Annotated in this window: 20 protein-coding genes and 3 pseudogenes; 15 read left to right on the plus strand and 8 right to left on the minus strand. The window is 68.0% G+C overall.

The window, feature by feature from the left end; all coding sequences use genetic code 11:
* Positions 1-242 precede the first annotated feature (242 nt).
* Entirely contained in the window at positions 243-2,783 is a 2,541-nt protein-coding gene (locus ACIBB8_RS32810; RefSeq protein WP_398958369.1) for an FHA domain-containing protein, read from the plus strand.
* 91 nt (positions 2,784-2,874) lie between these two features.
* Here ACIBB8_RS32810 and ACIBB8_RS32815 read toward each other — a convergent pair whose 3' ends face one another.
* Together ACIBB8_RS32815 and ACIBB8_RS32820 are read right to left on the minus strand one after the other, a co-directional pair.
* Positions 2,875-3,639, minus strand: a complete 765-nt coding sequence (locus ACIBB8_RS32815) for a transglycosylase SLT domain-containing protein (protein WP_398958371.1) — start codon at positions 3,637-3,639, stop codon at positions 2,875-2,877.
* A gap of 343 nt (positions 3,640-3,982) precedes the next feature.
* Positions 3,983-4,156 (minus strand): hypothetical protein, encoded by a 174-nt coding sequence (locus ACIBB8_RS32820; protein WP_398958373.1) that lies wholly within the window; start codon positions 4,154-4,156, stop codon positions 3,983-3,985.
* 126 nt (positions 4,157-4,282) lie between these two features.
* On the opposite strand from ACIBB8_RS32820, the gene ACIBB8_RS32825 reads away from it, so the two are divergent.
* From ACIBB8_RS32825 to ACIBB8_RS32835, 3 genes are all read left to right on the plus strand, one after another.
* The gene (locus tag ACIBB8_RS32825) at positions 4,283-5,428 is read left to right on the plus strand and encodes a GAF domain-containing sensor histidine kinase (RefSeq protein ID WP_398958375.1); all 1,146 of its coding nucleotides are present in this window, start codon (positions 4,283-4,285) and stop codon (positions 5,426-5,428) included.
* A complete protein-coding gene (locus ACIBB8_RS32830) occupies positions 5,421-6,065 on the plus strand; it encodes a response regulator (RefSeq protein ID WP_398958377.1) in 645 nt (214 codons plus the stop codon). Before ACIBB8_RS32825 ends, ACIBB8_RS32830 begins: the two co-directional genes overlap by 8 nt.
* Positions 6,066-6,212: 147 nt before the next feature.
* Positions 6,213-6,461 carry a chaplin family protein gene (locus tag ACIBB8_RS32835; protein WP_398958406.1) on the plus strand — a complete coding sequence of 83 codons (249 nt, stop codon included), beginning with the start codon at positions 6,213-6,215 and terminating at the stop codon, positions 6,459-6,461.
* Between the two features lie 356 nt (positions 6,462-6,817).
* Here ACIBB8_RS32835 and ACIBB8_RS32840 read toward each other — a convergent pair whose 3' ends face one another.
* On the minus strand, positions 6,818-7,600 hold the full coding sequence (locus tag ACIBB8_RS32840; RefSeq protein WP_398958380.1) for a hypothetical protein: 783 nt from the start codon (positions 7,598-7,600) through the stop codon (positions 6,818-6,820).
* A 123-nt stretch (positions 7,601-7,723) separates the two neighbouring features.
* Between ACIBB8_RS32840 and ACIBB8_RS32845 the strand changes: the two genes are divergently transcribed.
* The 4 genes from ACIBB8_RS32845 (at position 7,724) to ACIBB8_RS32860 (ending at position 10,920) form a co-directional block, all read left to right on the plus strand.
* Positions 7,724-8,521: an ABC transporter ATP-binding protein gene (locus tag ACIBB8_RS32845; RefSeq protein WP_366135969.1), complete on the plus strand. Its 798-nt coding sequence runs from the start codon at positions 7,724-7,726 to the stop codon at positions 8,519-8,521.
* Between the two features lie 84 nt (positions 8,522-8,605).
* Positions 8,606-9,034: an NfeD family protein gene (locus ACIBB8_RS32850; protein ID WP_398958382.1), complete on the plus strand. Its 429-nt coding sequence runs from the start codon at positions 8,606-8,608 to the stop codon at positions 9,032-9,034.
* A gap of 126 nt (positions 9,035-9,160) precedes the next feature.
* Positions 9,161-10,090, plus strand: a complete 930-nt coding sequence (locus ACIBB8_RS32855) for an SPFH domain-containing protein (RefSeq protein ID WP_398958384.1) — start codon at positions 9,161-9,163, stop codon at positions 10,088-10,090.
* A gap of 62 nt (positions 10,091-10,152) precedes the next feature.
* Positions 10,153-10,920: a sulfite exporter TauE/SafE family protein gene (locus ACIBB8_RS32860; RefSeq protein ID WP_398958386.1), complete on the plus strand. Its 768-nt coding sequence runs from the start codon at positions 10,153-10,155 to the stop codon at positions 10,918-10,920.
* Positions 10,921-10,988: 68 nt separating this feature from the next.
* Here ACIBB8_RS32860 and ACIBB8_RS32865 read toward each other — a convergent pair whose 3' ends face one another.
* The 3 genes from ACIBB8_RS32865 to ACIBB8_RS32875 all read right to left on the minus strand — a co-directional run bounded on the left by ACIBB8_RS32865 (position 10,989) and on the right by ACIBB8_RS32875 (position 13,009).
* Positions 10,989-11,495, minus strand: a complete 507-nt coding sequence (locus ACIBB8_RS32865; RefSeq protein WP_327247129.1) for an HNH endonuclease — start codon at positions 11,493-11,495, stop codon at positions 10,989-10,991.
* 157 nt (positions 11,496-11,652) lie between these two features.
* Entirely contained in the window at positions 11,653-12,183 is a 531-nt protein-coding gene (locus tag ACIBB8_RS32870) for a YbhB/YbcL family Raf kinase inhibitor-like protein (protein WP_398958388.1), read from the minus strand.
* A gap of 43 nt (positions 12,184-12,226) precedes the next feature.
* Positions 12,227-13,009: a sporulation protein gene (locus ACIBB8_RS32875; RefSeq protein WP_398958390.1), complete on the minus strand. Its 783-nt coding sequence runs from the start codon at positions 13,007-13,009 to the stop codon at positions 12,227-12,229.
* A gap of 72 nt (positions 13,010-13,081) precedes the next feature.
* On the opposite strand from ACIBB8_RS32875, the pseudogene ACIBB8_RS32880 reads away from it, so the two are divergent.
* The 6 genes and pseudogenes from ACIBB8_RS32880 to ACIBB8_RS32905 form a co-directional block, all read left to right on the plus strand.
* Positions 13,082-13,339 (plus strand): annotated as a pseudogene (locus ACIBB8_RS32880) (DNA-3-methyladenine glycosylase); the annotation flags it as partial.
* Between the two features lie 14 nt (positions 13,340-13,353).
* Positions 13,354-13,965: a DNA-3-methyladenine glycosylase gene (locus tag ACIBB8_RS32885; protein ID WP_398958392.1), complete on the plus strand. Its 612-nt coding sequence runs from the start codon at positions 13,354-13,356 to the stop codon at positions 13,963-13,965.
* 183 nt (positions 13,966-14,148) lie between these two features.
* On the plus strand, positions 14,149-14,667 hold the full coding sequence (locus ACIBB8_RS32890) for a hypothetical protein (protein ID WP_398958394.1): 519 nt from the start codon (positions 14,149-14,151) through the stop codon (positions 14,665-14,667).
* Between the two features lie 396 nt (positions 14,668-15,063).
* Complete coding sequence (locus ACIBB8_RS32895; RefSeq protein WP_398958396.1) at positions 15,064-15,426, plus strand: transposase; 363 nt, start codon at positions 15,064-15,066, stop codon at positions 15,424-15,426.
* 75 nt (positions 15,427-15,501) lie between these two features.
* Positions 15,502-15,834, plus strand: a pseudogene (locus ACIBB8_RS32900) (transposase); the annotation flags it as partial.
* A 190-nt stretch (positions 15,835-16,024) separates the two neighbouring features.
* Complete coding sequence (locus ACIBB8_RS32905; RefSeq protein WP_398958398.1) at positions 16,025-16,843, plus strand: reverse transcriptase domain-containing protein; 819 nt, start codon at positions 16,025-16,027, stop codon at positions 16,841-16,843.
* A 354-nt stretch (positions 16,844-17,197) separates the two neighbouring features.
* Here the strand turns inward: ACIBB8_RS32905 and ACIBB8_RS32910 are convergent, their stop codons facing one another.
* A complete protein-coding gene (locus ACIBB8_RS32910; RefSeq protein ID WP_398958400.1) occupies positions 17,198-18,388 on the minus strand; it encodes a recombinase family protein in 1,191 nt (396 codons plus the stop codon).
* Between the two features lie 341 nt (positions 18,389-18,729).
* On the opposite strand from ACIBB8_RS32910, the pseudogene ACIBB8_RS32915 reads away from it, so the two are divergent.
* Positions 18,730-19,125 (plus strand): annotated as a pseudogene (locus ACIBB8_RS32915) (DNA-3-methyladenine glycosylase); the annotation flags it as partial.
* Between the two features lie 114 nt (positions 19,126-19,239).
* Here the strand turns inward: ACIBB8_RS32915 and ACIBB8_RS32920 are convergent.
* Positions 19,240-19,442: hypothetical protein (locus tag ACIBB8_RS32920; RefSeq protein WP_398958402.1), on the minus strand; the 203-nt coding region annotated here is incomplete at its 5' end.

Consider the following 19,442-nt stretch of genomic DNA (forward strand, 5'->3'; position numbering starts at 1 on the left):
GGCCCCCCTCAATCCGCGCCGAGATGCCCTGAGTTGACCTGGTCACTCATGATCCGTACGCACTCGTGGGCGCTTACTACTCTCCGAGCCTGTTTCTCCCCCGTCAACGGTGCGTCGCAGCAGGTCTCGATTCGGCCTTGCCCCCGCCCGGCTTTCGTATCGGTGACCGCTCCTGGAATAGTTCCCCACGATGTTCAGCATCCCTAGACTCCCTGTGACGGGGGTCACTCGGGGGACAACTAGTGGGGCGCGGAGTGCCGGAACTCGTACTGGAATTGAATGGAAGGACCTGGACGCTCGATCCGTCCAGGCCATACACCCTCGGTCGCGATCCACAGGGCGACCTGACGATCGACGACGCCAGGGTTTCGTGGCGGCATGCCACGATCAGCTGGGCGGGCCGGAGTTGGTTCATCGAGGACCACGGTTCCACCAACGGCACCTATGTGCAGGGCCGGCGAATCCACCAGATGGAAATCGGGCCGGGCTCGGCCGTGCACCTGGGCAACGCCACTGACGGACCGAGGCTGAGCTTCAGCGGCGCCGCCGCGGCCGCCGATGTGTACAGCGGTCAGGGCGCGGGCGCACAGCCGGCCCCCGCTCAGCAGCCCCAGCAGGGCGGCGCGGGCCGGCCGGGCCAGCAGCAGGACCCCTCAGCGCTCCAGCAGCAGGCCTGGCAGCAGCAGCCTCATGTCCCGCACCAGCAGGGCGCGGCCAGGCCGCCCGCCGCGGGCGGACCCGGTGGTGCCGCGGGGGTTCCGCCGGTCTACGGAGACCGCAGTCCGACGACGTTCCACCAGGTGGCCCTGGGCAGGGTCATGCGCATCGGTCGTGCTCTGGAGAACGAACTCGTCGTCTCCGACCTCCAGGTCTCGCGCCACCACGCCGAGTTCCACGCGGCACCCGACGGCCGCTTCGAGATCCGCGATCTCGGTTCCCACAACGGCACGTACGTCAACGGTCAGCCGCTCCAGAAGTCCGGCTCCACGCTGATCGGCCCGAACGACATCGTCGGTGTCGGTCACTCGACCTTCCGTCTGGTCGGCGACCGGCTGGAAGAGTTCGTCGACACCGGTGAGGTCTCCTTCTCCGCCCGCCACCTCACGGTGACGGTCGACGGCGGGAAGCAGATCCTCAAGGACGTCTCGTTCGGTGTCCCGGAGAAGTCGCTGATCGCGGTCATCGGCCCCTCGGGCTCCGGCAAGTCCACCCTGCTCAAGGCGCTCACCGGCTACCGGCCCGCCAACCAGGGTGACGTCCTCTACGACAACCGGAACCTGTACAAGCAGTTCGCCGAGCTGCGCCAGCGCATCGGTCTGGTCCCGCAGGACGACATCCTGCACAAGGAACTCACTGTCACCAGGGCACTCAAGTACGCGGCCAAGCTCCGCTTCCCCGCGGACACCACCGAGGCCGAGCGCCAGTCCCGGATCCACGAGGTCCTCGCCGAGCTCAAGCTCGACATCCACAAGGACAAGAAGGTCACCTCGCTCTCCGGTGGCCAGCGCAAGCGTGTCTCGGTTGCCCTGGAGCTGCTCACCAAGCCGTCGCTGATCTTCCTGGACGAGCCGACCTCCGGCCTCGACCCGGGCATGGACCGCGACGTCATGCAGCTGCTGCGCGGTCTCGCCGACGACGGCCGTACGGTCCTCGTCGTCACGCACTCCGTCGCCGAGCTGGCGCTCTGCGACAAGCTGCTCGTCATGGCGCCCGGCGGTTCCGTCGCCTACTTCGGTCCGCCGGAGGAAGCGCTCAACTTCTTCGGCTACACGACCTGGGCCGACGTCTTCTCCGCCTTCGAGAACTACCGCGACTACGACTGGGCCGGCCGCTGGCGCGGTTCGCAGCACTACCAGATGTACGCCGCGGACATCGACGCCGTCGCTGCACAGTCCGTACACATGCCGCCCCCGCAGCAGATGCGCCCGCCGAAGCCGCAGGGCTGGGGGACGCAGCTGTGGACGCTGATGCGCAGGTACGTGTCGGTGATCGCGTCCGACAAGGGCTTCATGGGTCTGATGGTGATCCTGCCCGCGGTGCTCGGCGTCGTCAGCGTGGTCATCCCGGCCGACTTCGGCCTGGCTCCGCCGAAGCCGCCGTCCCGGTTCAACGGAGATGCCGGAACGATCATGCTGATCCTCGCGGTCGGCATGTGCTTCTCCGGTGCGGCCAACTCCGTACGAGAACTGATCAAGGAACGCGTCATCTATGAACGGGAACGGGCCACCGGCCTCTCCCGCTCCGCCTATCTGATGTCCAAGGTGATCGTCCTCGGCGTGATCACGGCCATCCAGGGTGTCATCATCTGCGGCATCGGCTTCGCCACCCGCGATCTGCCCGAAGAGGGTCTGATCATGCCGCCGGCCGTCGAGCTCTGCGTGACGATCATCGCGCTCGGCTTCACCTCGATGATGTTCGGTCTGGTGATCTCCTCGCTGGTGAAGACCTCCGAGAAGACCATGCCGCTGCTGGTCATGTTCGCGATCGTCCAGGTCGTCTTCACCGGCATCCTCTTCCAGGTGTACGGATCGCCCGGCCTGGAGCAGTTCGCCTGGCTGATGCCCTCCCGCTGGGCCATCGCGGGCGCGGGCTCGACGCTCGACCTGGCGCATCTGATGCCGCCGTGGGACCAGAAGAACCCGACCGACCTCGACCCGCTGTGGGAGCACACGGCCGGTCAGTGGGGGATGAACATCTCGGTGCTGCTGTTCCTCGGCATCATCTGCGGCTTCGCGGTCGCGCGACTGCTGCGTCGCCATGAGCCCGAGGTCATGCGCAAGTAGACGTGGGCACCGCGCACACGGAACGCCGAAGGGCGGCACCCCGGACCGGGTGCCGCCCTTCGGCGTATGCGTGTGCGCGGTGCCGCGTCGGTCAGTACGCGCTGTTGACGTTGTCGATCGAGCCGTACCGGTCGGCGGCGTAGTTGGCCGCGGCGGTGATGTTGGCGACCGGGTCATAGATGTTCGAGGAGGTGCCGGGGACGTGATACGCGTTGAACGTCGGCTGGATGACCTGCAGCAGGCCCTTGGACGGAATGCCGTTCTGGGCGTTGATGTCCCAGCCGTTGATCGCGTACGGGTTGCCGCTGGACTCCCGCATGATGTTGCGGTGCAGACCGTCGTACGAACCCGGGATGCCCTTGGCCTTCATGATGGCCAGCGCCTCGGAGATCCAGCCGTCCAGGTTGTTGGCGTAGACCGGAGTACGGGTGACGGAGCGCGTGGTGACCTCGGTGGACCGCTTCGCGGCATCTTCCTTGGCCTTCGCGGCGGCCTCGGTGTCCACCTTCGCGGCATCCTCCTTGGCCTTCGTGGCGGCCTCGGCCTTCGCCTTTGCGGCGGCCTGCTTCGCCCGGACCTCGTCAGCGGCCTTCACCAGCTGCTCTGCGGTGGAGTGCTGCTCGATGAGGCTGGCCTGGATGACCTTGGCCTGCGGGGCACTGGCATCGAGGCTGAAGGCCACCGGAGCGGCGGAAGCGGCCTGCGGCTCGGTCTGCGGCTTGGCCGGAGTCTCGGCGTAGGCCGGGACGAGGGAGAGCGAGAGAGCGGCGACGGCGACGGCGGAGACGCCCGCCGCGGAGAACTTCTGGGTCTTGTTCAGGCAGCGAATACGGCTGGTGATGCTGGACGCGGACATTCAGTCGTACCTCTTCGAATGGCTGGAGTCCTCACGGAGGACGAGACGGAAGCGACAGTTCGCATCTCCGTCGGGGACGAGGGCAATTCTTAGCGGCCGCAAAATCTCGTGGCAAAGGTGTGACGTACGAAGCCGGCTAGTGGATCAGGGGGGCGCTCGAACGGGACGGCCCGCGCTCGTAACCGCCCATGCAGCCCTTAGGTAGCCACTAGTCGGCTTCGTAAGTGACGTGGGTCCTATGCGCGGCCTCACATCGGCCGCGTAACAACTTCACCAATCGTTGCTTCGGCAATTCAGAGCGTGAGACTCCGGTTCAGGGAGCAGCAGATGCGCGTCTCCGAACTCATGCCAGAGGTAACCGGTGCCGCGGCGCCTCCAGGTATCCGCACTGCAGCGCGGCCCGGCCCGCGACCGCCTCCGGCATCAGCGGATGCGAGGCCTCCGGCTCGTGCAGCACCAGCTGCGAGCCGCCCGGCAGCGGGACGGCCGCCCCCGTCGGCCCGCCGCGGCGCGGCACTGTCGCCCCCCGTCCCCGTCCGCGAGCCGCACCCCCGCAAGGCACTTCGGCCTAGGGCCGACGCCCTAGGTACCGGCCGTCCACAGGCCGATACGGAACCCTCACCCCCGCCGGTACGGTGAGGCCATGAGCCACAGCCCACCGTCGGGCCTCGCAGCGGTGAGTGCCGCGCTGCTCGCCATGAGCCGGCACCTCGAAGTGCGTGACGTCCTGAAGACCATCGTCGCCTCGGCCCGCGAACTGCTGGACGCCGAGTACGCGGCCCTGGGCGTCCCCGACGACCACGGCGGCTTCGCCCAGTTCGTTGTCGACGGTGTCAGCGACGAGCAGTGGAAGGCCATCGGTCCGCTGCCCCGGCAGCACGGCATTCTCGCCGCGATGCTCCACGAGGCCAAGCCGGAGCGCCTCGCCGACGTCCGCAAGGACCCCCGCTTCGAAGGCTGGCCGGCCGCCCACCCGGACATGTCCGACTTCCTCGGCCTGCCCATCAGGGACGGCGACGAGATCATCGGCGCGCTCTTCCTCGCCAACAAGCGCTGCCCCAAACCTCAGGGCGGCTGCGGCTTCACCGCGCAGGACGAAGAGCTGTTGTCGATCCTCGCCCAGCACGCGGCGATCGCCCTCACCAATGCCCGGCTGTACGAGCGCAGCCGCGAGCTCACCATCGCCGAGGAGCGCTCCCGCCTCGCCCACGAGCTGCACGACGCGGTCAGTCAGAAGCTGTTCTCCCTGCGGCTGACGGCCCAGGCAGCCGCCGCCCTCGTCGACCGCGACCCGGCCCGCGCCAAGGGCGAGCTCCAGCAGGTCGCCACGCTGGCCGCGGAAGCAGTGGACGAACTGCGCGCCGCCGTCGTCGAACTGCGCCCCGCAGCGCTCGACGAGGACGGCCTGATCGCCACGCTCCGCACCCAGGTCCAGGTCCTGGACCGCGCCCACACCGCCAAGGTCACCTTCGAGAGCGTCGGTGTACGAGCCCTGCCCGCCGCCCAGGAGGAGGCGCTGCTCCGGGTCTCCCAGGAGGCCCTGCACAACGCACTGCGCCACTCGGGCGCCGAGCAGGTCTGCGTCACGCTCGCCCGTCGTGGCAGCGGCACGGTGCTGCGGATCATGGACGACGGCAGCGGATTCGAGCCCACGGCGACGCGGCAGGCGGGCCGCCATTTGGGTCTGGTGTCGATGCGGGACCGCGCGAGCGGTGTCGGCGGCAGGCTCACCGTTGAATCGGCGCCCGGCAAGGGCACCACGATCGAGATGGAGGTCCCCGGTGGCTGACAAGATCATCAGGGTGCTGCTGGTCGACGACCACCAGGTAGTCCGCCGTGGTCTGCGTACGTTCCTGGAGATCCAGGACGACATAGAGGTAGTCGGCGAGGCGGCCGACGGCGCCGAAGGAGTCGTCCGCTCCGAGGAACTCCGCCCCGACGTGGTGCTGATGGACATCAAGATGCCGGGCACCGACGGCATCGAGGCACTCCGCAAGCTCCGCGGACTGGACAACCCGGCCAAGGTGCTGATCGTCACCAGCTTCACCGAGCAGCGGACGGTGGTCCCGGCCCTGCGTGCCGGCGCCTCCGGTTACGTGTACAAGGACGTCGACCCGGAAGCGCTGGCCGGCGCCATCCGCTCGGTCCATGCGGGCCATGTCCTGCTCCAGCCGGAGGTCGCCGGGGCTCTCCTCGCCCAGGAGGACACAGGCGCCGGGACCGGCCGGGGGAGCACCCTCACCGAACGGGAGCGGGAGGTCCTCGGCCTGATCGCCGACGGCCGCTCCAACCGCGAGATCGCGCGGTCCCTGGTTCTCTCCGAAAAGACTGTCAAGACACACGTCTCGAACATCTTGATGAAGCTGGATCTGGCGGACCGCACCCAGGCGGCGCTCTGGGCCGTCCGCCACGGGGTGGCGGGCTGATCGGCGCCGGAGCGGAACGGTTCCCTCCGGACTGAGATTCATACTGTCGGGTGTATGTCACCCGTACGGCGCATCCTGTCGGGTCCGCGGGCGTTCTCCATGGCGTGCTGCGGCGGCCGGCCGCAGCGACGCGAGGAGGATCCTGAAGTGAAGAGCCTGAAGAAGGCCGCTGCCGTCACCATGATCGCCGGTGGCATCATCGCCGCAGGCGCCGACGCGGCCTCCGCCACCGGTCACGGCGCGGGCGCCCACGGTGTGGCGACCCACTCCCCGGGCGTGGTCAGTGGCAACGTCATCCAGGTCCCGGTTCACGTCCCGGTGAACGTGGTCGGCAACACGGTGAACGTGATCGGCCTGCTCAACCCGGCCTTCGGCAACGTCGGCCACAACGGCTGACCACCCCGGTTCCCCCGATGCCGGACGGCCCCGAAAGGGACCCGTCCGGCATCAACCATGCTGCCCCACACCACAACGCACGGCCCATCACCATCGAGGTTCGAGCCGCAACGGGTCGAGCCATGCCCGCCCGGCACCATCAAGCCCGTCCAGGCGATCGAGGACGGACGATCCACCGGACGCCCCGGTGCCCCGTTCCCGCGTCTGAGGCGTGCTTTGAAACCAGCGCCGTCCGCCCGTGGGGCGGGCCAGGGTTGTCGTCGGTCACCGACGCCCCGCGTCGACTCCCTCCTCCGCCTTGCCGTTGAAGCCGCATGACGCCGCTCCCTGATCCACACCCCGTCGTGGGACAGCCCTTACCCCCGCTCCCGCCCCTCCACATACGCGTTGTACGCCGCCACCTGGGCCCGCCGAGCCACCCGCTCCACCGGCCGCAGCGCCGCCCCCCGGGCAGCGATCTCCGACGCGCTCACCGCCCCGCCGTGCCCGTTCTCGTACGCCAGCGAGATCAGCAGCCCCACCCGCTGCGCCAGCTCCAGCACCCGTACCGCCCGCGGCGGATATCCCGGAGCGAGCAGCTCCCGCCCCCGCTCCGCCCGCGCCCGGTACGCATCCAGCGCCGCCTCCGCCACCGGCCCGGACCCGGCCACATCGAGCCGTGACAGTGCCGCCGTCGCATCCCGCAACGCCTCCGCGAGCTCCCGCTCCGCCTCACTCAGCGACGGCACATCGGCCGGCGGCGCCTCCCGCACCGGCAGGCAGTGCCACACCACTTCGACGTGCAGATCACCGGCAGGCCCCGCCTCCCGCACCTCGGGCACCAGCCCGTACGGCGCACCGGACGCGACCACCGCCTCCTCCGCCTCCAACGCCCGCGCATTGAACTCGGGCGGGCCGCTGAGCCCGAGTGGATGCCCCGGCACCGGCAGTGCGACCCGGAAGCCCGTCACTCCCAATCCGCGCAGCCGCCCCAGCGCCAGCGTGAGCCCGACCGGTCCCGCCTCACCCGGCAGCCCCTCGACGCGGTGCACCGCGTCCTCTCCGACAATCGCGAGCGCAGCGTCGTCCGGTGAGACAAGTCCGGCCAGAAGCGCGTTTCCCCATGAGGCCAGCAGCCCCGAGCGTGGTTCCGAAAGCATGGGAACAGCCTAGGGAACCGGACCTAGGAGCCGGAGCACTCCCGGGGTGGCGTAGGTTTTCCCTGGGAGCTGTGCCCACAGGCACGCGACGATCTCGAGACTGCATGGGGAGACAACGCGCTCATGAGCGATGTACTGGAGCTGGTGGACGTATCCGTGGTCCGCGACGGACGCGCTCTGGTGGACGACGTCTCCTGGTCGGTCAAGGAGGGGGAGCGCTGGGTCATCCTCGGCCCGAACGGCGCCGGCAAGACCACCCTCCTCAACATCGCGTCCAGCTACCTCTTCCCGACCAAGGGCAGCGCCACGATCCTCGGCGAACAACTCGGCGGCGTCGGCACCGACGTCTTCGACCTGCGCCCGCGGATCGGTATCGCGGGCGTCGCCATGGCGGAGAAGCTGCCCAAGCGCCAGACCGTCCTGCAGACGGTGCTCACCGCCGCGTACGGCATGACCGCCACCTGGCACGAGAACTACGACGCCGTCGACGAGGACCGGGCCCGCGCCTTCCTCGACCGGCTCGGGATGACCGAGTTCCTCGACCGCAGGTTCGGCACCCTCTCCGAGGGCGAGCGCAAGCGCACCCTGATCGCCCGCGCCATGATGACCGACCCCGAGCTGCTGCTCCTCGACGAGCCCGCCGCCGGTCTCGACCTCGGCGGCCGCGAGGACCTGGTCCGCCGCCTCGGCCGGCTCGCCCGCGACCCGTTCGCCCCCTCCATGATCATGGTGACGCACCACGTCGAGGAGATCGCTCCGGGCTTCACCCACGTCCTCATGATCCGTCAGGGCAAGGTCCTTGCCGCAGGCCCCATGGAGACCGAACTCAGCTCCCGCAACCTCTCTCTCTGCTTCGGTCTGCCGCTCATCGTGGAGCACACCGGCGACCGGTACACCGCACACGGCCTCCCGCTGTCCTGAACGCCGGCGTCCTGAACGCACTGTGCCCCGAATGTCCTGATCGAAGCCCTGTCGGCGAGGGACTCGCGGTCCTACCATGACCGGGTGGACATCGATGCGTGGGTGTGGTGGCTGATCGGCGCGGCCGGGCTGGGTATTCCGCTCGTCCTGACCGCGATGCCCGAGTTCGGGATGTTCGCCGTCGGAGCGGTCGCCGCGGCGGTCGTCGCGGCACTCGGCGGCGGCATCGTGGCCCAGGTCCTGGTCTTCGTGGTCGTCTCCGTCGCGCTCATCGCGGTGGTCCGCCCGATCGCCGCCAGGCACCGCGCCGACCGACCTCAACTGGCCACCGGCATCGATGCGCTGAAAGGTCGTCAGGCCGTCGTTCTGGAGCGTGTCGACGGCAGTGGTGGCCGGATCAAGCTGGCCGGAGAGATCTGGTCGGCCCGCGCCTACGACGTAGACCAGAGTTTCGAACCCGGCCGGCAGGTCGATGTCGTGGACATCGACGGTGCCACGGCCGTCGTCATGTGACCGAACCGCTCACACGGCGGACCGTGGTCTGCCAGACTCGATGTCGATCATCATGAGATCCGGACCTCATGAGATCCGACCCCGATCATCGCGATCTGTCGGCAACCGAAGGGCACGAGGAACACGATGCAACCGATCATCATCGTCCTGATCATCCTGGTGGTGCTCGTCTTCATCGCCCTGATCAAGACGATCCAGGTCATCCCGCAGGCCAGCGCCGCCATCGTGGAGCGCTTCGGCCGCTACACCCGCACGCTCAACGCAGGCCTGAACATCGTCGTTCCGTTCATCGACACCATCCGCAACCGGATCGACCTCCGTGAACAGGTCGTCCCGTTCCCGCCCCAGCCGGTGATCACCCAGGACAACCTGGTCGTCAATATCGACACCGTCATCTACTACCAGGTGACGGATGCGCGGGCCGCGACGTACGAAGTCGCCAGCTACATCCAGGCGATCGAGCAACTCACGGTCACCACCCTCCGCAACATCATCGGCGGCATGGACCTGGAGCGGACCCTGACCTCCCGCGAGGAGATCAACGCAGCCCTCCGGGGTGTCCTCGACGAAGCCACCGGTAAGTGGGGTATCCGCGTCAACCGCGTCGAACTCAAGGCGATCGAGCCGCCGACCTCCATCCAGGACTCGATGGAGAAGCAGATGCGCGCCGACCGTGACAAGCGTGCCGCGATCCTCCAGGCCGAGGGAACCCGGCAGTCCGCGATCCTCACCGCGGAGGGCGAGAAGCAGTCCGCGATCCTGCGCGCCGAGGGTGAGGCCAAGGCCGCGGCCCTGCGCGCCGAGGGCGAGGCCCAGGCCATCCGTACGGTCTTCGAGTCCATCCATGCCGGCGACCCGGACCAGAAGCTCCTCTCGTACCAGTACCTCCAGATGCTCCCGAAGATCGCCGAGGGCGACGCCAACAAGCTCTGGATCGTGCCGAGCGAGATCGGTGACGCTCTCAAGGGCCTCAGCGGTGCCTTCGGAAACCTCGGCACTGGCGCCCCCGGCTTCAACACCGGCAAGGAGCGCCGCGAGGAACCCCCGGTCGACTGACGCGTACATACCATCGTGCATGATCAGTGCACCAAGCACTGATCATGCACGGGGGAATCGGAATGTCCATCTGGGAAATGCTCGCGGTCCTCGGGGCGGGCATCAGCGCGGGCGCGATCAACACGGTCGTCGGTTCCGGAACGCTGATCACCTTCCCGGTCCTGCTCGCCACCGGCCTGCCCCCGGTCACCGCTAGCGTCTCCAACGCCCTCGGCCTGATCCCCGGCTCCATCAGCGGCGCCATCGGCTACCGCAAGGAACTCGCCGGACAGGGCCGCCGCGTCCTCAGGCTGAGCATCGGCGCGCTCATCGGCGGCCTCACCGGCGCCACCCTGCTGCTGACCCTGCCCTCCACGGCGTTCGAGACCATCGTGCCCATCCTGGTCGCCCTGGCCCTCACCCTGGTCATTCTGCAACCTCGCATCAGCAAAGCCGTCCGGCGCCGCCGCGAGCTCAACGGCACCACCACCCGCTCCGACGGCGGCCCGCTCCTCGTCGTCGGACTGATGCTCGCCAGCGTCTACGGCGGCTACTTCACCGCCGCCCAGGGGATCATTTACCTCTCCCTGATGGGCATGCTGCTCGACGACACGATGCAGCGCCTCAACGCCGTCAAGAACGTGCTGGCAGCGGTCGTCAACAGCGTTGCCGCACTCTTCTTCCTCTTCGTCGCGGACTTCGACTGGACGGCCGTCGCACTGATCGCGGTCGGCTCCGCGCTCGGCGGCCAGATCGGCGCGAAGGCCGGGCGCCGCCTCAGCCCCACCGTGCTGCGCGGCTTCATCGTGGCGGTCGGCACGGTCGCCATCGTCCAACTGGTGCTCCGCTGAACCCGGAAGCCCGCCTCCGCACGGAGACGGGCTTCCGATACGGCACCCGCATAGGCGGCGTACGCCGCCTATGCGGCGGTCCGGTCCAGCCACTCCGGCAGCGCCGACCGCTCACCGGCCCCCATCGCCAGCAGCATCGCCTCCGCGGGCGACGGCACGAAGGGCTGCCGCAGCAACGGCATTCCCGCCTGCTCCGGCGTCCGGGCCGCCTTGCGGTGGTTGTCCTCGGCACAGGACGCCACCGTGTTGAGCCAGGTGTCCTGGCCGCCCTGGGCGCGCGGTACCACATGGTCGACGGTCGTCGCCCTTCGCCCGCAGTACGCGCACCGGTGCTGGTCCCGTATCAGCACACCCCTTCTGGACCACGGTGCCTGTCTTCGGAACGGCACCCGTACGTACCGGCAGAGCCTGATCACCCGGGGTACCGGAATGTCCACGGCGGCGCCACGCATGCGGAGATCGGGATGCGACTGCTCGACAACAGCCTTGTCCTGCAGAATCAGCACCACCGCACGGTTCAGCGTCACCGTCGACAGCGGCTCGAAGCTCGCGTTGAGAACCAGCGTGTCCCGCATCTCGCCCACCTCCCGTGTGCCGCCCGCCCCCTGGCAGGCCCGGACCAACTCTGGCTGGGCGGGCCGGGATGGACAACGCAATAAAAAAATGCCCTGCCCTGATCTCTCCAGGACCAGGGCAGGGCAAACAGCAGGAGAACTCTCAGCTCACCGGGTACTACGCGGGACCGGTGTACTCACCGATCAGCTGAGCACGACCCAGCGTGTGGAACCGCAGATTGAATCCGACCACAGCGGGCGACACATCACTGCCAGGCCCCAGCTTCTCGCTGTCCACCGCATACACGGTGAAGACGTAACGGTGGTTCTCCCCGGCCGGCGGCGCGGCGCCGCCGAACTCCTTCGTCCCATAGTCGTTACGGACCTGAACGGCACCGGCGGGCAACCCCTCGAACTTCCCGCTGCCCGCACCGGCCGGCAGCTCGGTGACCGATGCCGGGATGTCGAACACGACCCAGTGCCAGAACCCGCTGCCCGTCGGAGCATCCGGATCGAAGCAGGTCACGGCGAAACTCTTGGTCTCCGCCGGGAACCCTTCCCACCGCAGCTGCGGCGAAGTGTTCCCGGCCGCGAACACCTGGGCGTCCGCAAGCACGGCCCCGGGAGCGAGATCCTCGCTCACCACCGTGAACGAAGGCACCTCGGGATGGAAGTCATGCGGCAGCGGCGGCCTCTTCGGCTCGGTCACGTCAGCACCTCTCCTGATCGGCTCTGGAGTCTCGCCACCGACCCTAGAGCCAGTTGCGCCGACCGCCGACCTGGGCGAGCCACTGATTGAGGTATGCCGCCCAGTCGGTCCCCCGGAAGTCGTTCAGATCGACCTTGAACGCCCGGTAGGAGTCGCTGCCCTCACTGAAGAGCCCCGCCTTCTTGTCCATCTCGAGCACGACATCCATCTCGCGGTCGTCCGCGATGAACGTCAGCTCGACCTGGTTCAGCCCGCGGTACTGCTGCGGCGGGAAGAACTCGATCTCCTGGTAGAAGGGCAGCCGCTGGCGCGTGCCGCGGATGTGACCACGCTCCATGTCCGCGCTGCGGAACCCGAAGCCGAGCTGTCCGAACGCGTCCAGGATCGCCTGCTGCGCCGGCAGCGGGTGGACGTTGATCGGGTCGAGGTCGCCGGAGTCCAGCGCCCGCGCGATCTCCAGTTCGGTGGTCACACCGATGTTCATGCCGTGCAGGTGCTGCCCGGCGAACATCGTGATGGGCGTCTCCCAGGGGATCTCGAGCCCGAACGGAACGACGTGCACGGCACCGGCCTGCACCTCGAACGCGCCACCGAGCTGCAGCTTGGTGAACTCGATGTCCTGCTTCATCTCGTGGTCGTGGCCCTCGACCTCGACGCGCGCCTGCAGACCGACCGAGAGCCCCTCGATCTGCTGCGACACGGAACCGCCCTGGATCCGCACCTGGCCCTGGACGACCCCGCCCGGCACGACGTTGAGCTCGGTCAGCTCCGTCTCCACCGAAGCACCACCGGCACCCATGCTGGCGAGCAGCCGCTTGAAGCCCATATTTACTCCTCCTTGGTCTGACCTCTACATACGCGCCACGACCGTAGTCGGTTCCCGGTAACCTCGATCGCCATGATCGAGGGTCTGGACCGTACGCCGCTGACGCGGGACTTCTTCGACCGCCCCGTGCTGGAGGTGGCACCCGACCTGCTGGGCCGGACCCTGGTACGCATCACGGGCGAAGGCCCCATCGAACTCCGCCTCACCGAGGTGGAGGCGTACGCCGGCGAGATCGACCCCGGCTCGCACGCCTTCCGCGGCCGCACCGCGCGCAACAGCGTGATGTTCGGACCACCCGGCCACGCCTACGTCTACTTCACCTACGGCATGTCAAGGCGGTCAGCATGAACGTTGACCTCCTCTCCCATCCTGCTGAGGAAGTCGCCCCCAGGCTGCTCGGGAGCGTCCTCACGTGCAAGACCCCCGAGGGAACCGTGAGCATCGCCATCACGGAGACCGAGGCGTACTCCGGTACGGCTGACCCAGCTTCCCATGCCTACCGAGGCCGGACACCCCGTAACGTCGTCATGTTCGGACCCGCAGGACACCTGTACGTCTACCGGTCCCACGGTCTCCATTGGTGCGCCAACGTCGTCACGGGGACGGACGGCATCGCCTCGGCTGTCCTCATCCGGGCGGGCAGGGTCATCGAGGGGGAAGACCTGGCACGCAAGCGACGGGGCGAGAGGGTCGAGAGTCCACGGCTTGCCCGAGGTCCCGGGAACTTCTGCCAGGCACTCGGCATCAACGCGGAGCACAACGGCGCGGATCTCCTGAAAGGTCCCTCGGTCGTGTTGTCCGAGGGTGAGCCGGTACCTGCCGCGCTCATCCAGGCTGGTCCTCGGGTAGGCGTGAGCAAGGCCCACGACTGGCAACACCGGTTCTACCTCGCCGGTGATCCAACGGTCTCGGCGTACCGACTGAGCCCGCGAGCCAAACCGCCCGCCGGAGCCTAAGCCGCTGTGCGCCTTGCTCACGGCCCGCCGGCGAGGCGGTGCGGAAGGTTGGGGCCAGGCGATGCGTGATCGTCCGCGAGCGCGGCCCGTGACGCGTCCCTGGCCGGTCGAGTGACTGCCGGCGTGTGCCGATTCGCAGGCTCCGCCGGTAGTGATGTCGTACTCCGCTTCTATGCTCCTGCGATGACGTCTTACGAAGGAACGCATCCCACCGTTCTCGTCCGGGTCGGCAACCTCCAGACCCAGATCGACGAGCAGCTCGCACCAGCTATCCAGGCGATCTGGGAGTGTGGCATCGACACGTTCACCTGCTGCCAGGACCTGGCCGAGAGCAACGCGGACTGGCCGGTGAAGTTGCCGCACATGGCGGAGTGGGTGGAGTCCCGCCGCGGTTGGATGCTCATCGACTTCCCGGTGGACAGCGGACTCGCCTTCCTTTCAGCCGTCGCAAATGCCGGACCGCGAGACGCCTTCTACGTGCGGATGACCCACTGGGCCGCCCCCGACGCCTGGGACGTGAAGATCAAGCCGATGGACGCGGCGATGTTTCAGGGGGACCAGCCGTCGGACTTCGGCCTGCGCCTCCTGCAGGTCAGCTTCCCTGCCTACGATCTGCCGGAACTGACCCGGCGCCTCCGCGAACACGCCGCAGGCCGTACGGTGCCGCCTGCCCCCGCCGACTGGAGCACTGTGGGTCGCTAGCTACTGACCGGGTCGCTCTGGAAGCGGGCTCCGGCTGAACAGAACAGCACCACACGGGAGGGCTCCCTGAACGGGGTCCTCCCTATCTCGTATAAGATCCCTTGGCCAGGTCGCCGCCGTCGCTCCCGACCGTACGAGACCGAGTTCAGGCCCGAAGGGCTTGAGCGTCCACCTGTGAAGAGACCGCGCCATCCGTGCACGGTCCACCCCCGCAACGAAAGGGAGGCACATGTCCCGCCATCCGGCGGGGGGCACTGGCGCACTCGTGTGCGCCGCACAGGAAGGAGCCACACCCCAGTGGCTATCAGCTTCGGCCATGCCCTTCCTGACAGCCTCGACTGAGGCACCGGGGTTCTCCGGTTAGCCTGGATGGGCGAGACAGGAGCATCCCCCGGCATGACCAGCACCACCAATCCCGAGCAGGACCCGGCACCCCGTCCGAAGCGACGCACGTTCTCTGCGGAGTACAAGCTGCGGATCGTCGCTGAGTACGACGCTGCGCCGAATGGCGAGAAGGGCGCGATCCTGCGCCGCGAGCGGCTGTACCACTCCCACATCATCGAGTGGCGGGCCGCCCGGGACGCCGGTGCGATGGCCACGCTGACCGACCAGCGCACCTCCGCGGCACGGCCGAAGAAGGCCGCCGAGCAGGCCGAGCTGGAGCGGCTACGCAAGAAGGTGGCCCGCCTGGAGGCGGAGGCCGCACGCAAGGACGCCGCACTGGAACTCATGGGAAAAGCCAACGCGCTCTTGGCTTGACTCTGTCGGGGATCTTGGAGTTTCGCGGCGTGGCGGCATGATCAGCGGGCATGCTCGGGGCTGTCTCGAAGGCCGATGCAGTTGTTGAGGTGTCTGGTGTCGCTCCGTCCCCGTTCCGGTGAGCAAGTCCCGTCTCTGACCGCGCAGATCGCGCGGGCGAGCAACCCAGGCGGTACGACGGCGATATGGGTACGTGACCGCCTCGACGGTCTGTGGTGCGACGAGGACTTCGCCGACTGGTATCCCCGCGACGGGCGCCCCGGCCTCTCGCCCGCGCAGTTGGCTACCGTCTGTGTGCTGCAGTTCCTGCTCGGTCTGTCGGACCGTCAGGCCGCGGAAGCGGTGCGCTGCCGCATCGATTTCAAGTACGCCCTGGCCATGGAGCTGGATGATCCCGGCTTCCACCACAGCGTGCTGGCCGACTTCCGCGAGCGCCTTGCCCAAGACGACCGCGCCGACCGTCTTCTTGATCTGGCACTCGCGCGCCTGAAGGAGGCCGGACTCGTGCGCGAACGCACCACGCAGCGCACCGACTCCACCCACGTCCTGGCCGCGGTGCGCGACCTGACCCGGCTGGAACTGGTCACCGAGGCCGTCCGTGCCGTGCTCCCTCAAAGCAGGCATCCTCACAGAGGACGGCCAGCGCAGGGACACCCACACCGGCACCCCGCAAGGCGGCATCCTCTCCCCGCTGATCTTCAATATCGCGTTGTCGGCGCTCGACGAGCACCTGCACCGCGACTGGAGGCCCGGCGGACGGATGGATGGCCAGTACCCGCGCAAGAAGCGCCGTCGCCACGGCCTGCCCAACTGGCGAATCGTCCGCTACGCGGACGATTTCGCTGTCCTGGTGCATGGCACCGCCGACGACGCCAGCGCGCTCCAGGACGAAGTGGCCTCCGTGCTCGAATCGTTGGGGTTGAGGCTGTCACCGGCCAAGACCCGGATCGTGCACATGGAGGACGGGTTTGACTTCCTCGGCTTCCGCATCCAGTGGAAACGCAAGCGAGGGACCGACAAGTGGTACGTCTACTTCTTCATCGCCGCGCGGCCCGTCCGCTCGGTGAAGGACAAGATCCGTGCCCTGACCCGCAGGACATCACAGGCCAGTCCCGCAGACGTGCTGATCCGGCTCAACCAGATCGTGCACGGCTGGACCAACTACTTCCGGCACGCCGTCGCGAAGCACACGTTCCGGACGCTGGGGATTTTCCTCTGGCGCCGGGTGATCATGTGGCTGAAGACGTTGCACCGCTGGTCGTGGAAGGACATCCGCAAATGGCTCCTCGGCCCTCACGGGGCCTGGCTGCCGATCGCGGTGGACGGGGTGGAACTGATCAACCCGGCGCGAACACCCGCGATCACGCGGTATCGCTATCGGGGCGACACGATTCCCACCCCCTGGACCAGCGCCTGACGAACAGCCCACGGCCAGAACTGTGGAGAGCCCGGTACTCGGAGACGGGTACGCCGGGTTCGGCGAGCGGTCTGGAGAAACGGACCGGTGGCAACACCGGCACCGCGCTCCAGGCCGACTCAACCGGTCGGGCCGACTGATGCGACCGTACGGGGGCCGATCGCGACCGTCCATGCATAGACGTGACTCATGCACGTTGTCGCATGAACTGGGGGAGCGAGGGGCGCACAGAGGATCTGAGTGATGTCTGGGCCCTCCTCGCCGGGCATGACGACGGGCCCCGCCCGACTCTCGTCAGACAGGGCCCGTGCTCACTTCGCGCGGACAGCCGGCTCGGCCCTCCGCGATCGGATCTCAGGGGTTCCGGTACGTGATCCGGCAGTGCTCGCCCTTGAAGGATCGGACCCCTCGACCGCGCGGCATCAGCTCGACTCGCTCGCAGACCTGCATGACGACGGTCCGCACGTAGTCGATTCGGTCGGGGTCCTCGTAGTCCAGTTCCTCCCACAGGTACTCGATGTCGCCCAGGTCGACACGTACCCGCTGCGATGCCAGGTCTGCCAGCTCTGCGCGGATCTTGGTCAGGTCGGCGTCACACCTGCCGATGCCCGTCCGCAGGGTCGACGCGTCGATGTCCCCTACGGCGAACATCTCCGCCAGGGCGGTGCGCCTCTCTGATGCGGCCGTTTCCTCGGCCAGCAACTCGGCCTCTCGCTCCTCGTCTGCGGCATCCGTGGCCGGTGCCGCGTTCCACTCCTCGGCCCTGTCGATGACCTTCCTGACCACGAAGGAGTCGAGCGGGTCCGCCGGGCAGGTGATGCACCGGCCACCCGAACAGGTGTAGATGCGGTACCGCTCACCTGCCGCGTTCTTCTTGCTCCACCCCTGAGTGACGACGGCCTGACACTTCGAGCAGCGGACCACGCCGGACAACAGGGCCTTGCGCTTGCCGCCGCCGCCCGTGTTGCGCTCGGGGTCGCTCAGGTAGCGGACCAGAGCCCGGAATATGCCCTCGGAGACGATCGCCTCCCAGTTGCCCGCGCCGGTCTCCTCGGTCCGCCGCACGCGCTTCCCGTCCGGCTTCTCGACCCACTGCGAGTACGTCTGGATCCCCGCATTCCTCGGCTTCAAGAGGACGATCCGAAGGTTCGAGCTGCGCCACTCCTTGCCGTGCGGCGAGAGCAGTCCACGCGTGTTCCAGTCCTTCGCGATGGACCAGAGGGTGACGCCGGCCAGGACATCCCGGTACGCCTGCCGCAGGGCTTCCGCCTCCGCTTCCCGGTGCCTGCCGTCCCGCTCGAAGCCGAAGGGGCGCGTACTCCAGAAGGGCCTCCCCGACTCCCTGCGCCGCTGGTGTCCGAGTACCTGACGCTCGACTCGCATCTCGGTCTCGTTGCGAGCCACCACAGCGCCGATGCGAGCAGCGAGACGGCCGGACGGGGTGGACAGGTCGAGCACTCCCTGCGCCTGTGCGGCGGCCAACGTGACGCCGGTCGCCTCGGCCAGGTCCACCAGGTCCTCGAGGTCCCAGGGGGTGCGGTACATACGGTCGTAGTGACATACGGTCGTAGTGGCGGGACACGATGGCGTCCGCCTTGCCGTCCTCCACCAGAGCCTTGACGCGCTCCCACTCGGCGCTCCGCTTGGTTCCCCGCTTCGTCGAAGCCGGCGTGTCCTTCTCAACGATCGTGGCTACGACCGACCAGCCCTTCCGGTCGCACAGCGCCTGACTCAGCTCGACCTGTTGTGTCAGGTTCCCACCCTTGGACTCCTCGCCCCTCGGGGTGGGGCTGAGCCTGGCGTAGATGATCGCTCGCACTGTCTGGCTCCTGCTTGTTGTCGCTTGCCGATGCTGCGGGACCAACGACGTACATGCCTAGTGAGTTACCTACGGCATGTGGGACTGCCTCAACCCGGTGTGCGGCCCCGAAGGCGTGGCGAGCGGTGTACTGCTCCGGGCGGGCGAGGTCCTGGTGGGTGCCGAGCTCAGCCGTAAACGTCGAATCTCGGCCCGCAACGACCGGGAACTGGCCAAAGGCCCAGCCCGTCTGGCTACCGCCCTCGACATCGACCGAGGCCTGAACGGCACTGACGCCATCGCCCACCCGGGTGCCCCTTTGTCCGTCCTGCACGGCACCCCACCACCGCGCGACCAGGTACGCAACGGCCCCCGCACCGGCGTGGGCGGTGACGGAGCCACACACCATTGGCGCTTCTGGATCGACGGAGACCCCACGGTGAGCCTGTACCGACCCCACACGCCACGCCGCCGCGCAACTTGACTCGCCCTTGCTGGACACCTAACGTAGTCCGAGCCGCTTGAACGGGTACTGCTGTCGGCACGGTCCATCGGACCGAGGCTGAGCACCCGGAAGCGACCAACCACTACCTTCGACTCACCCTGGCGGGTGCGAATTCGGCATGCCGTAATTCGATCCCATCGGCTCGATTATGAGCTGCCCAGGAAATCGACTAAAGTAGCGGATCCGCCGAAAGGCAAAGGTCACTCCAAAGGCCACCGGAATCAAATTCGGACCGGAAACGGAAACGAAAAAGAGTCTGGTAAGGTTGGAACCGCCGGAAAGGGAAACGCGAAAGC

The sequence above is a fragment of the Streptomyces sp. NPDC051286 genome (assembly GCF_044455345.1).
Lineage (GTDB): Bacteria > Actinomycetota > Actinomycetes > Streptomycetales > Streptomycetaceae > Streptomyces.

Coding starts and splice junctions, on each gene's coding strand:
- ACIBB8_RS32865 (WP_327247129.1), bottom strand. CDS start 11,495: ATGCGGGACACGCTGGTTCTCAACGCGAGCTTCGAGCCGCTGTCGACG.
- ACIBB8_RS32855 (WP_398958384.1), top strand. CDS start 9,161: ATGCAACCGATCATCATCGTCCTGATCATCCTGGTGGTGCTCGTCTTC.
- ACIBB8_RS32845 (WP_366135969.1), top strand. CDS start 7,724: ATGAGCGATGTACTGGAGCTGGTGGACGTATCCGTGGTCCGCGACGGA.
- ACIBB8_RS32910 (WP_398958400.1), bottom strand. CDS start 18,388: ATGTACCGCACCCCCTGGGACCTCGAGGACCTGGTGGACCTGGCCGAG.
- ACIBB8_RS32895 (WP_398958396.1), top strand. CDS start 15,064: ATGACCAGCACCACCAATCCCGAGCAGGACCCGGCACCCCGTCCGAAG.
- ACIBB8_RS32885 (WP_398958392.1), top strand. CDS start 13,354: ATGAACGTTGACCTCCTCTCCCATCCTGCTGAGGAAGTCGCCCCCAGG.
- ACIBB8_RS32890 (WP_398958394.1), top strand. CDS start 14,149: ATGACGTCTTACGAAGGAACGCATCCCACCGTTCTCGTCCGGGTCGGC.
- ACIBB8_RS32860 (WP_398958386.1), top strand. CDS start 10,153: ATGTCCATCTGGGAAATGCTCGCGGTCCTCGGGGCGGGCATCAGCGCG.
- ACIBB8_RS32875 (WP_398958390.1), bottom strand. CDS start 13,009: ATGGGCTTCAAGCGGCTGCTCGCCAGCATGGGTGCCGGTGGTGCTTCG.
- ACIBB8_RS32840 (WP_398958380.1), bottom strand. CDS start 7,600: ATGCTTTCGGAACCACGCTCGGGGCTGCTGGCCTCATGGGGAAACGCG.
- ACIBB8_RS32815 (WP_398958371.1), bottom strand. CDS start 3,639: ATGTCCGCGTCCAGCATCACCAGCCGTATTCGCTGCCTGAACAAGACC.
- ACIBB8_RS32825 (WP_398958375.1), top strand. CDS start 4,283: ATGAGCCACAGCCCACCGTCGGGCCTCGCAGCGGTGAGTGCCGCGCTG.